General features: G+C 71.6%; 11 protein-coding genes. 9 read left to right on the top strand and 2 right to left on the bottom strand.

Annotated elements, in window-relative coordinates; translation table 11 throughout:
- Position 1: 1 nt before the first annotated feature.
- Complete coding sequence (locus ACIOWN_RS24435) at positions 2–451, bottom strand: metallopeptidase family protein (protein ID WP_100570982.1); 450 nt, start codon at positions 449–451, stop codon at positions 2–4.
- Positions 452–766: 315 nt separating this feature from the next.
- Here ACIOWN_RS24435 and ACIOWN_RS24430 point away from each other — a divergent pair, with 315 nt between their 5' ends.
- The 8 genes from ACIOWN_RS24430 to ACIOWN_RS24395 all read left to right on the top strand — a co-directional run bounded on the left by ACIOWN_RS24430 (position 767) and on the right by ACIOWN_RS24395 (position 9,078).
- Positions 767–1,189 carry a DUF3499 domain-containing protein gene (locus ACIOWN_RS24430; RefSeq protein WP_100570981.1) on the top strand — a complete coding sequence of 141 codons (423 nt, stop codon included), beginning with the start codon at positions 767–769 and terminating at the stop codon, positions 1,187–1,189.
- Positions 1,190–1,301: 112 nt separating this feature from the next.
- Positions 1,302–2,666, top strand: a complete 1,365-nt coding sequence (locus tag ACIOWN_RS24425; protein ID WP_401983332.1) for a phosphomannomutase/phosphoglucomutase — start codon at positions 1,302–1,304, stop codon at positions 2,664–2,666.
- A gap of 146 nt (positions 2,667–2,812) precedes the next feature.
- Complete coding sequence (locus ACIOWN_RS24420; protein ID WP_100570979.1) at positions 2,813–2,983, top strand: Trm112 family protein; 171 nt, start codon at positions 2,813–2,815, stop codon at positions 2,981–2,983.
- Positions 2,984–3,083: 100 nt separating this feature from the next.
- A complete protein-coding gene (locus ACIOWN_RS24415; protein WP_362345283.1) occupies positions 3,084–4,211 on the top strand; it encodes an SIS domain-containing protein in 1,128 nt (375 codons plus the stop codon).
- Between the two features lie 60 nt (positions 4,212–4,271).
- Entirely contained in the window at positions 4,272–5,423 is a 1,152-nt protein-coding gene (gene manA, locus ACIOWN_RS24410; RefSeq protein ID WP_401983331.1) for a mannose-6-phosphate isomerase, class I, read from the top strand.
- Between the two features lie 130 nt (positions 5,424–5,553).
- Positions 5,554–6,534: a cation diffusion facilitator family transporter gene (locus tag ACIOWN_RS24405; protein ID WP_401983330.1), complete on the top strand. Its 981-nt coding sequence runs from the start codon at positions 5,554–5,556 to the stop codon at positions 6,532–6,534.
- Between the two features lie 286 nt (positions 6,535–6,820).
- Complete coding sequence (gene ahcY, locus ACIOWN_RS24400; RefSeq protein WP_362345277.1) at positions 6,821–8,278, top strand: adenosylhomocysteinase; 1,458 nt, start codon at positions 6,821–6,823, stop codon at positions 8,276–8,278.
- Positions 8,279–8,460: 182 nt separating this feature from the next.
- Positions 8,461–9,078 (top strand): hypothetical protein, encoded by a 618-nt coding sequence (locus tag ACIOWN_RS24395; protein WP_401983329.1) that lies wholly within the window; start codon positions 8,461–8,463, stop codon positions 9,076–9,078.
- Between the two features lie 26 nt (positions 9,079–9,104).
- On the opposite strand, the gene ACIOWN_RS24390 is transcribed toward ACIOWN_RS24395, so the two are convergent.
- Positions 9,105–10,148, bottom strand: coding sequence for an RDD family protein (locus ACIOWN_RS24390; protein ID WP_401983328.1), 1,044 nt, complete (start codon positions 10,146–10,148; stop codon positions 9,105–9,107).
- A 131-nt stretch (positions 10,149–10,279) separates the two neighbouring features.
- Between ACIOWN_RS24390 and ACIOWN_RS24385 the strand changes: the two genes are divergently transcribed.
- Entirely contained in the window at positions 10,280–11,287 is a 1,008-nt protein-coding gene (locus ACIOWN_RS24385; protein ID WP_362345271.1) for a stage II sporulation protein M, read from the top strand.
- Positions 11,288–11,651 lie beyond the last annotated feature (364 nt).

Here is an 11,651-nt window from a genome sequence, read left to right as displayed (position 1 = left end):
GTCAGTCCTCGCCGTACCGGGGGTCGACCGTCTCCGGGGTCAGCCCCAGCAGCTCGGCCACCTGTTCGACCACGACCTCGTGCACCAGGGCGGCCCGCTCGTCGCGGCCCTTGGTGCGGATCTCCACCGGCCGCCGGTAGACCACCACGCGCGCGCGTCGGCCCTCGCGCGACGCGACCGTGCCTCCGAGCGGCACCACCTCGTCGCTCCACGCCTGCCCCGGCCCGTCCAGCCGCGGCACCTCGACCACGAAGAAGTCGATGTCGGCCAGTTGCGGCCAGCGCCGCTCCAGCCGGTCCACGGAGTCCTGCACCAGATCCGCGAACGCCTCGGCACGGCTCGCGGCGAGGGGCACCTGCGGCGGGGCGATCGGGCCGCGCATGCCCCGGCCGTGGCGATCACGTCGTCGGGGCCCGGGGCCGGCGGCACGGGGCGGTACACGGTTGTCCATCACTGCTGAAGGGTAGTCCCCGGCGTCCCCGCGCGCCCGGCTCCACGCGTCATCCCGGACATCGCGCGCCATCCCGGACATCGCGCCCGACACCGCGTCACGCCCTGTGTCGCAGTGAGCATTTCAGCCAAGCTGGGGCTCGATTCCATATCTCTACGGGACCGTCAATATCAAGGTAATTGACTGATTTTGTACCCGGTCGTGATCGGATCCGACATGCCCGAGGGCCCGTCAGGCGGCGTTCGCGCAGGTCAGGGAAGTGTGACAGAAGGCGCTTCCGGGACGTTTCATGCCGCGACACGGTGGAGCGGCCTGGTGGAGAGTCGTCGCGGCCCGCTCAAGAGTGCGGTACCGTCCAACGTCGTGAGCCTTGTACGTCGCTGTTCGCGCACCGCTTGCGGCCGTCCCGCCGTAGCGACGCTGACGTACGTCTACGCCGACTCGACCGCCGTCCTCGGCCCGCTCGCGACCTACGCCGAACCCCACTGCTACGACCTGTGCGCCGAACACTCCGAGCGCCTCACCGCCCCGCGCGGCTGGGAGGTCGTCCGGCTCCTGGACGGCTCGGCTCCCGCGCGGCCCAGCGGCGACGATCTGGAAGCGCTTGCCAACGCCGTGCGAGAGGCCGCCAGGCCCCAGGAACGGGCGGCCGAGGCCGGTGGCGGAGCGCGTACCGCGGACCCGATGGAGGTCGCTCGCCGCGGCCACCTGCGCGTGCTGCGCTCGCCCGACAACTGACTGCGTCCGGCCGCGCACTCCTTCCGTCACCCGTGCCCCGCGCCTTCGCTGCCTCGTGTTCGCACACCGACGGTAGTTTGTGGTGACCGATAGGACCTCAGAAGGGCTTGCCGTGGCTGCTGATCTGTCGCAGATCGTGAAGGCGTACGACGTACGCGGGGTGGTCCCGGATCAGTGGGACGAGTCGCTGGCCGAACTCTTCGGCGCGGCCTTCGCCCAGGTGACCGACGCCGAGGCCCTCGTGACAGGCCACGACATGAGGCCCTCCTCGCCCGGCCTGGCCCGCGCCTTCGCCCGCGGCGCGGCCCGTCACGGCGCCGACGTCACCGGGATCGGGCTGTGCTCCACGGACCAGCTCTACTACGCCTCCGGCGCCCTGGACCTGCCCGGCGCGATGTTCACGGCCTCGCACAACCCGGCCGAGTACAACGGCATCAAGATGTGCCGCGCGGGCGCGGCCCCCGTCGGCCAGGACTCCGGACTGGCGGACATCCGCGAACTGGTCGAGCGGTGGCTCGCCTCGGGCGCCCCGGAGCCGGCCGCCCGGCAGGGGACGATCAGCCGGCGCGACACGCTGCACGACTACGCCGCCTACCTGCGCTCCCTCGTGGACCTGGACTCCCTGCGCCACCTGAAGGTCGTCGTCGACGCGGGCAACGGCATGGGCGGCCACACCGTCCCGACCGTCTTCGAGGGCCTGCCCGTCGACCTCGTCCCGATGTACTTCGAACTGGACGGCACCTTCCCCAACCACGAGGCCAACCCCCTCGACCCGGCCAACCTCGTCGACCTCCAGAAGCGGGTCCGCGCGGAGGGCGCCGACCTCGGCATCGCCTTCGACGGCGACGCCGACCGCTGCTTCGTGATCGACGAGCGCGGCGAGCCGGTCTCCCCGTCCGCGATCACCGCACTGGTCGCCGCCCGCGAACTGGCGAAGAACGGCGGCAAGGGCGTGATCATCCACAACCTCATCACCTCCTGGTCGGTCCCGGAGGTGGTCGAGGAGAACGGCGGCACGCCCGCCCGCACCCGCGTGGGCCACTCCTTCATCAAGGCCGAGATGGCGAGGACCGGCGCGATCTTCGGCGGCGAGCACTCCGCGCACTACTACTTCAAGGACTTCTGGAACGCCGACACCGGCATGCTGGCCGCCCTGCACGTCCTCGCGGCCCTCGGCGGCCAGGACGGCCCGCTGTCCGCCCTCGTCGCCCAGTACGACCGCTATGCCGGTTCCGGCGAGATCAACTCCACGGTCGACGACCAGACCGCCCGCCTCACAGCGATCAGGTCGGCCTACGAAGGCCGCGCGGACGTCACCCTCGACGAACTCGACGGTCTCACCGTCAGCGCCGCCGACTGGTGGTTCAACGTCCGCCCGTCCAACACCGAACCGCTGCTGCGGCTGAACGCCGAGGCCCGCGACGAGCCGACGATGGCCAAGGTGCGCGACGAGGCCCTCGCGATCATCCGGGGCTGAGAGACCATTCACCTCCGGTGGAGGCGGGCCGCGGCATGCGGGCCCCGGCCCGCCCCCGCCATGCCGCCGCCACCGGCGGTACGCTGACCAGGCACGTCCGTACGACCGCACCGACGCGTCCATCCCGCCGCCCGAAGGGAAACCCCATGCCGCTCGAAGCCGGCCTCCTGGAGATCCTCGCCTGCCCGGCCTGCCACGCCCCCCTCAAGGAGCAGGAAGCCGAGCTGGTCTGCACCGGGCAGGACTGCGGTCTGGCGTACCCCGTCCGCGACGGCATCCCCGTCCTGCTCGTCGACGAGGCCCGCCGCCCGGCGTGACACGGCTCGTCCGGAGGAGGCCCACGCCTCGTCCGGACGACTTCCGCTGCCCGCACGAAGACGACCAGGCGCTCGGTGCCCGATCGGGAGGCTGCCGCCCATGCTCGACGAATCGCTGCTCGACGCCCCTGAGGGGCTCGCCGAGGCCGACAGCCGCGGACTGCTCCGCGGTGCCGCCGAGGCCGGCGCCCGCGTCCGGACCGCCGCCCGGAACGCCACCGAGGCCGGCGTGGCCGGCCTCAGGCCCGACGGCCGCCCCCGCGCCGTCCTGATCGCCGGCCCCGGAGCCGCCGCCACCCACGCGGCCGACCTGCTCGGCACGCTCGCCGGCGCCGGCAGCCCCGTGACCCGGCTCGCGCCCACAGGCGTGGCCTCCGCCGCCGGCGCCCTGCGCTGGGAGCTGCCCGGCTGGGCCGGCTCCGTCGACCTGCTGCTGATCGCCACCCCGGACGGCACCGAACCGAGCCTGTCCCTGCTCGCCGAGCAGGCCTACCGGCGCGGGTGCACGGTCGTCGCCGTGGCCCCGGCCGGTACCCCGCTCGCCGAGACCCTCGAAGGCGCCCGCGGCCTGTTCATTCCCATGGCCACGGCCCCCTACGACCACGACGAACCCCTCGCCGGATCCGCCCCGGGCGTCCTGTGGGCGCTGCTCACCCCACTGCTGGCCCTCCTGGACCGCGTCGGCCTGCTCACCGCCCCGCCCGACGCCCTGGGGAAGGTCGCCGACCGGCTGGACCACATCGCCGAGCGCTGCGGACCCGCCATCGTCACCTACAGCAACCCGGCCAAGACCCTCGCCGCCGAACTCGCCGACACGCTGCCGGTCATCTGGACCGAGGGCCCTTCCGCGGGACCCGCGGGCCGCCGCTTCGCCGCCGGGCTCGCCGAACTGTCAGGCATCCCCGCGGTCGTCGCCGAACTGCCCGAGGCCCTCGCCGCGCACACCGCGCTGCTCGCCGGTCCGCTGGCCGCCAGCGCCGACCCCGACGACTTCTTCCGCGACCGCGTCGAGGAACGGCCCGCCCTGCACGCGCGCGTGGTGCTGCTGCGCGACCGCCCGCTGGGCGGCCTGACCGCCGCCCCGGCCGCCCGGGACCTGGCCCTCAGCCACGACACGCCGATCAGCGAACTGGAGCCGGGACCCGGCGACGAGATCGAGACCCTCGCGGAACTGATCGCCGTCACGGATTTCACCGCCGTTTACCTGGCGCTCGCCTCCGGCACCTGATCTGTCCTTGAGAGCAGCCGAGAACAGCCGAGAACAGACCAGAACCGCAGAGAGAAGCGCATGGACCGCCTCGACAACACGATCCGCCCCTACGCCTGGGGTTCCACCACCGCCATCCCGCACCTGCTGGGTGTCGAACCGAGCGGCGAGCCCCAGGCGGAGCTGTGGATGGGGGCCCACCCGGGCGCACCCTCGCGCACCGCACGCGGCACCCTCGCCGACGTCATCGAGGCCGGCCCCGAGGAGGAACTCGGCGCCGGGACGGTCGCGAAATTCGGCCCGCACCTGCCCTTCCTGCTCAAGATCCTCGCCGCCGGCGCCCCGCTCTCCCTCCAGGTCCACCCCGACCTGGAGCAGGCCAAGCAGGGATACGCCGACGAGGAGCGCCGAGGCGTCCCCGCCGACGCCCCGCACCGCAACTACAGGGACGCCAACCACAAGCCCGAACTGGTCTGCGCACTCACCGAGTTCGACGGCCTGTGCGGCTTCCGCGCGCCGAACCGGGCCGCCGACCTGCTCGAAGCCCTCGGTGTCGACTCCCTCAAGCCGTACATCGAGGTGCTGCGCACCCGCCCCGAGGAAGCCGCCCTGCGCGAGGTCCTCACCGCCCTCCTCACCGCCGACCGCGAGGAGATGGCCGCGACGGTCACCGAGGCCGCGGCCGCCTGCACCCGCCTCGGCGGCGACCACGCGCCCTACGCCGGCATCGCCCGCCACTACCCGGGCGACCCGGGCGTGCTGGCTGCGATGCTCCTCAACCACTTCCGCCTCAAGCCGGGCGAGGCGGTCTTCCTCGGCGCCGGCGTCCCGCACGCCTACCTCGACGGCCTGGGCGTGGAGATCATGGCCAACTCCGACAACGTCCTGCGCTGCGGCCTGACCCCCAAGCACGTCGACGTCCCCGAACTCCTGCGCATCGTCCGCTTCGAGGCAGGCGACCCCGGCATCCTGTCCCCGGAGGCCGGCCCCGACGGCGAGGAGGTCTACGACACCCCCGTCGACGAGTTCCGCCTGTCCCGCTACGTCCTGTCCGAGGGCACCGCCGACGTCGACCTCACCCTCGGCACCCCGCAGATCCTGCTCTGCACGACCGGCTCCGTCCGGGCCGGCGAGCAGCAACTGACCCCGGGGCAGTCCGTGTTCGTCCCGGCCGGCGAGAGAGCCGAGGCATCCGGCACCGGCACCCTGTTCCGGGCCACCGTCCTCGTATGACCGCGCGGGCGGCGGCCCGGGAGGCCGCCGCCCGCGTACCGCCGCCGGAGCGGGCTGCCACAATGGCCCACCGGCCGAGCACGGGACTCGGCCGTGACGGCGTACGACGGCGAAGGGACAACGCGAACAGATGAGCGCGTCAGGCGGTACCAGGGCGATCGTGGCGGCACTCGGCGCCAACCTCGCCATCGCGGCAGCCAAGTTCGTGGCGTTCGCCTTCAGCGGCTCCTCGTCGATGCTCGCCGAGGGCGTGCATTCCCTCGCCGACTCCGGCAACCAGTTCCTGCTGCTGATCGGCGGCAAGCGGGCCCAGCGCGAGGCGACCCCGCAACACCCCTTCGGCTACGGCCGCGAGCGGTACGTCTACGCCTTCCTCGTCTCCATCGTCCTGTTCTCCGTCGGTGGCATGTTCGCCATCTACGAGGGCATCGAGAAGATCAGCCACCCGCACGAACTGGAGCACTGGTACTGGCCGGTGGGCGTCCTCCTCTTCGCGATCGTCGCCGAGGGCTTCTCCTTCCGCACGGCCGTCAAGGAGGCCGACCAACTGCGCGGCAAGCTGTCCTGGCCGCAGTTCATCCGCCGCGCCAAGGCACCCGAACTGCCGGTCGTGCTCCTGGAGGACTTCGGCGCCCTGATCGGTCTCGTCCTCGCCCTCGGCGGTGTGGGTCTCTCCCTGCTCACCGGCGACGGCATCTGGGACGGCATCGGCACGGTCTGCATCGGCGCCCTGCTCGTACTGATCGCCCTCGTCCTGGCCGCCGAGACCAAGTCCCTGCTCCTCGGCGAGGCCGCCGGCACCGACGTCGTCCGGCAGATCGAGACCGCCATGGTCGACGGCGACACCGTCACCGGCGTCATCCACATGCGCACGCTCCACCTCGGCCCCGAGGAACTGCTCATCGCCGCCAAGATCGCCGTCCGGCACGACGACACGGCCGCCGACGTCGCCGCCGCCATCGACGCCGCCGAGTCCCGCATCCGCGCGACCGTCCCCATCGCCCGCGTCATCTACCTGGAACCGGACATCTACAGCGAGGCCGAGGCGGCCAAGGGCCCGGACCGCGAGGCCACCCCTGGCGGCCCCGCCCCGCACCCCACAGGCCACTGATCCCGGCCGGCCCGGCGACGATCACGAGGTCCCGCGAACGGCCCGGAGTGTCCGGACGCGGACTGTGGGCCCCCGCGCTTCGCGGTGTAGCTTGGGTCGGAGCCAGACGTCGCTGCTGATGGCGGTCGGGCGGCCCGAGCAGGGGCCGGCCGAGGGAGAGAGGGCCTCCGACGGACTGCGCTGCGCGCACGCGGGCATGCCTGTGTCCTCTTCGGGACACCCCTGTGTCCGCCGCCGCGCAGGTCAGCCGTACCCACCTCGCCCCAACCCCGAGGAGCAGCACCCCATGACGACTGTCGAGAACCGACAGGACTTCAAGGTCGCCGACCTGTCCCTGGCCGAGTTCGGCCGCAAGGAGATCTCCCTCGCCGAGCACGAGATGCCGGGCCTCATGGCCATCCGTGCGGAGTACGCCGAGAAGCAGCCGCTCAAGGGCGCCCGCATCACCGGCTCCCTGCACATGACCGTGCAGACCGCCGTCCTGATCGAGACCCTGACGGCCCTCGGCGCGCGCGTCCGCTGGGCGTCCTGCAACATCTTCTCCACCCAGGACCACGCGGCCGCCGCCATCGCCGTCGGCCCTCACGGCACCCCCGACGACCCGCAGGGCGTTCCGGTCTTCGCCTGGAAGGGCGAGACCCTCGAGGAGTACTGGTGGTGCACCGAGCAGGCGCTGACCTGGCCGGACAGCCCCACCGGCGGCCCGAACATGATCCTGGACGACGGCGGCGACGCCACCCTGCTCGTCCACAACGGCGTCGAGTACGAGAAGGACGGCAAGGTCCCCTCGCCCGACACCGCCGAGTCCGACGAACACCGCGTCATCCTGGAGCTGCTGAACCGCACCCTGGGCGAGAACCCCCAGAAGTGGACCCAGCTGGCCTCCGAGATCCGGGGCGTCACCGAGGAGACCACCACCGGCGTGCACCGCCTGTACGAGATGCAGCGCGAGGGCACCCTCCTCTTCCCGGCGATCAACGTCAACGACGCCGTCACCAAGTCGAAGTTCGACAACAAGTACGGCTGCCGGCACTCCCTGGTCGACGGGATCAACCGCGCCACCGACGTCCTGATCGGCGGCAAGACCGCCGTCGTGTGCGGCTACGGCGACGTGGGCAAGGGCTGCGCGGAGTCCCTGCGCGGCCAGGGCGCACGCGTGATCATCACCGAGATCGACCCGATCTGCGCCCTCCAGGCGGCGATGGACGGCTACCAGGTCACCACGCTGGACGAGGTCGTCGAGACGGCCGACATCTTCGTCACCACCACCGGCAACAAGGACATCATCCTCGCCTCCGACATGGCGAAGATGAAGCACCAGGCCATCGTCGGCAACATCGGCCACTTCGACAACGAGATCGACATGGCCGGCCTCGCCAAGACCCCCGGCATCGTCAAGGACGAGGTCAAGCCGCAGGTCCACACCTGGACCTTCCCGGACGGCAAGAAGATCATCGTGCTGTCCGAGGGCCGCCTGCTGAACCTGGGCAACGCCACCGGCCACCCGTCGTTCGTGATGTCCAACTCCTTCGCGGACCAGACCCTGGCCCAGATCGAGCTGTACACCAAGCCCGACGAGTACCCGACCGGCGTCTACGTGCTGCCCAAGCACCTCGACGAGAAGGTCGCCCGCCTCCACCTGGACGCCCTCGGCGTCAAGCTCACCACGCTGCGCCCCGAGCAGGCCGCGTACATCGGCGTGGAGGTCGACGGCCCGTACAAGTCGGACCACTACCGCTACTGACCGTCACCGAGCCGCATCCGCGTCTCAGCCAGGTCCTTCGAGGCAGGCCCCCGCACCCCCGTGTCGGGGGCCTGCCCCTTTGGACCGGACCGGCCGTTCCGACCGGACCGGCGGCCGTCACGCCGTCCGCCCGACCGAAGCACCGAGGCGGCCGGACCACCTCGTCACACCCCAGGACCCCCATGCCCCGCGGCCGTTATTCGCTCCACGATCCGCACGATCACACCCCCCTCGCAGAAGAGCACTTCCAGTGCGCCCCCGGCCCCTCCGGCTGGCGCTACGTGTCCCAGGTGACCACTCCCTCGGGCACTCATCACGGCTCCGTCGACCTGACCCTGGACGACCTCGGCCGTCCCCTTCGCCTCGAACTCCACGCTGGAAGCTGGCAGGTGCGCGGTGCCGCCCTCGACGGCGTCACCTGGGTCCGCACCGACCCCACCGGCATCCATGCAACCGAAGGCACTGCGCGCGCTCACGCCTTCACCGGCACGTCCCCCGCGTTCCTCGTCGCCACCGCCCGTCTCCTGCGCCTCACCCCCTCTGCCTCCGCGACCCGCGTCCGCCTCGTCGCCTTCACGGATCCGGTCCTCGCCCCCCGCACCGTGGACCAGTCCTGGGCTCTGCTCGAAAGAGAAGCACACGCCACTGACAACGGCCCCCTGACCGTGGACGAATACCAGGTCACAGCCCTGGACACGGGCGAGCAGCACACCGTGCACATCGCCGGTGACGTGGTTCTGGCAGCCCCCGGCATCGAGCTCGACGACCTCCAGTCGCCCCCGTCGGTCTTCGACTCCTGAACCTGCGGGGCGGAGCGGCCGACGACTCAGGCCGGCGGCACGAACCCGGTACCGGGACGCTCGGTCCGCGACGTGTCCTCGGACGCAGCGTGCTGCGAGGGGAGATCCGTGGCCGGGGCGCCCCAGGAGTGGGTGTCCTGAGACGCGGCGGGTGAGGCCGCGGCGGCGGACACGGGAGCACCCGAGTGCTCGCCGACGCCGTACGCCTGCGGCGCGCCGTACACCGGCGGTTGCGGCGGCGGGAAGCCGGGACCACCGGGCGCCGCGCCGAACCCGGCTACCGGGACCCCGCCCCCCGCGGCGAACGCACCGGCCCCGTAGCCGCCGCCGAACGTGCGCCGGGCCTCACGCGCCTGCCGCTCCTGCAGCACCGCCGCCAGGTACACGGCCGGCGGGACCTCGCGCGGTGCCGGAGTCCCGGTAAGGGCGGCCAGATCGGCGGCGAGCCGTTCGGCCATGTTCCAGCCGACCCGCGGATCCAGGTGCTGCATCCGCGTCAGGTACTGCCGGACCGCCAGCCAGAGCCCGTCGGGCACCGCCGACAGATCGAGCTCCGAGAAACGCCCCGCCAGCCAGGGCGGCGGCGGAGGCACGGCGGTCGCCTGCCCGGCCGGCACCCGCTCCCGCACGACCAGGGTGCCCGCGAACACGTCGCCCAGCCGGCGCCCCCGCGCCGACACCAGCGAGGAGATACAGGCGACGACCCCGAACGTCATCAGAATCTCGACCACACCGATCGCGCCACGCACCAGCGCGTGCCGGAAGCGGATCGGCCCGCCGTCGTCCCGGACCACCCGCAGCCCGCAGGCCATCTTCCCGAGAGACCGCCCGTGGCTGAGCGTTTCCACGGCTATCGGCCCCCCGACCAGCACGAGCAGGAACGTCGCGATCGACATCGCGATCTGCGCCGCCTCGTCCAGGGAAGCCGTGGCGGCGAGGAGGGCAAAGGACACGATCATGTAGACCATCACTGTCACGACCAGGTCGAGCAGCAGGGCCAGTGCCCTACTGGGCAGCCTGGCCGGGCGCACCTCCAGCACCACGGCCTCACCCGTCACCAGCTCACTCATGCCCGTCGTCCTTCCCCTGGCCTGCCCCGAGAACGGCCAGTCTGCCAAGCTGAGGGCGACCGCGCCGCAGTAGGACAAGCTGACACAGCCGACGAGTTGTCGAACAACCAGCCGAGGAGCAGGCAGGCACGATGGACCTGGACGTCTTCGTCTCCGCCCACCGAGCGGAATGGGACCGCCTCGACACCCTGCTTCGCCGCAGGCGCAGGCTCACCGGCACGGAGGCCGACGAACTCGTCGCCCTCTACCAGCGCACGGCCACACACCTTTCCCTGATCCAGTCCAGCGCCCCCGACCCGCAGCTGACGGGCCGACTCAGCCAACTCGTGGCAGGCGCGCGCAGCGCTGTGACGGGGGCACGCCGCGCCTCGTGGCGGGACGTCACCCGCTTTCTGCTGGAGGGCTTCCCCGCGGCGGTCTATCGGGCCCGCCACTGGTGGGTTCCCACCGCGCTCGTGTCGACCGTCGTCGCGGCGCTCCTGGGGTGGTGGATAGGGACACACCCCGAGGTGCAGGCCGCGATCGCGGCGCCCGACGAACTCCGGCAACTCACCCGTCCCGGCGGCGAGTACGAGACCTACTACTCCAGCCACCCCGCGGCCGCCTTCGCCGCCCAGGTCTGGACGAACAACGCGCAGGCTGCCGCGATGTGCCTGGTTCTGGGCGTCTTCCTGGGGCTGCCGGTCCTGTGGATCCTCTTCCAGAACATGCTCAACCTCGGCGTGGGCATCGGCCTGATGTCCTCGGCCGGCCGTCTCGACACCTTCCTCGGCCTCGTCCTCCCTCACGGCCTGCTCGAACTGACCGCGGTCTTCGTCGCCGCCGGTACGGGGTTGCGCCTCGGCTGGACGGTCATCGACCCCGGCCCCCGCTCCCGCCGCGCCGCTCTCGCCGAAGAGGGCCGGGCCGCGCTGGGCATGGCGATCGGCCTGGCCCTCGTTCTCTTCGTCTCCGGCGCCATCGAAGGCTTCGTCACGCCGTCGGGCCTGCCCACCTGGGCCCGCATAGGCATCGGGATCGTCGCCGAGCTGGCCTTCCTGGCCTACGTCTACGTCCTCGGCGGTCGAGCGGCACGGGCCGGCGGCACAGGGGACGTGGAGCCGATCGAGCGAAGCGCGACCGTGCCGACCGCCGCCTGATGTGCGTTTGAGCCCGCCGAGCTGCTACTCTCCTCTTCGCCGCACCAGAGCCGTTGACACGGGTCCGGTGGGGAGGTAGATTCAAACAGTTGCCCGGAGATGGACAGGGTCCGCGAGGGTGACAGTGAGCGTCTATCCGCTTCTGCATATGTCGACAAGATCGAACATGGAGAAGCCTCTCCCGATAAAATCGGAAACGAAGGCCGGTCAGGCCGGCTCAAAAGTTCTGATAAAGTCGGAACCGCCGGAAAGGGAAACGCGAAAGCGGAAACCTGGAAAGCACCGAGGAAATCGGATCGGAAAAAGATCTGATAGAGTCGGAAACACCGAAGGGAAGCGCCCGGAGGAAAGCCCGAGAGGGTGA

The organism is Streptomyces sp. NPDC087787 (assembly GCF_044743035.1).
In the GTDB taxonomy this organism is placed as follows: domain Bacteria; phylum Actinomycetota; class Actinomycetes; order Streptomycetales; family Streptomycetaceae; genus Streptomyces.
This window is presented reverse-complemented; position numbering and strand designations above follow the sequence as displayed.

Bases quoted from the DNA above. Each gene is read 5' to 3' on its own strand.
- ahcY (WP_362345277.1), top strand. From the start codon at position 6,821: ATGACGACTGTCGAGAACCGACAGGACTTCAAGGTCGCCGACCTGTCC.
- ACIOWN_RS24415 (WP_362345283.1), top strand. From the start codon at position 3,084: ATGCTCGACGAATCGCTGCTCGACGCCCCTGAGGGGCTCGCCGAGGCC.
- ACIOWN_RS24435 (WP_100570982.1), bottom strand. From the start codon at position 451: ATGGACAACCGTGTACCGCCCCGTGCCGCCGGCCCCGGGCCCCGACGA.
- manA (WP_401983331.1), top strand. From the start codon at position 4,272: ATGGACCGCCTCGACAACACGATCCGCCCCTACGCCTGGGGTTCCACC.
- ACIOWN_RS24385 (WP_362345271.1), top strand. From the start codon at position 10,280: ATGGACCTGGACGTCTTCGTCTCCGCCCACCGAGCGGAATGGGACCGC.
- ACIOWN_RS24395 (WP_401983329.1), top strand. From the start codon at position 8,461: ATGCCCCGCGGCCGTTATTCGCTCCACGATCCGCACGATCACACCCCC.
- ACIOWN_RS24420 (WP_100570979.1), top strand. From the start codon at position 2,813: ATGCCGCTCGAAGCCGGCCTCCTGGAGATCCTCGCCTGCCCGGCCTGC.
- ACIOWN_RS24390 (WP_401983328.1), bottom strand. From the start codon at position 10,148: ATGAGTGAGCTGGTGACGGGTGAGGCCGTGGTGCTGGAGGTGCGCCCG.
- ACIOWN_RS24405 (WP_401983330.1), top strand. From the start codon at position 5,554: ATGAGCGCGTCAGGCGGTACCAGGGCGATCGTGGCGGCACTCGGCGCC.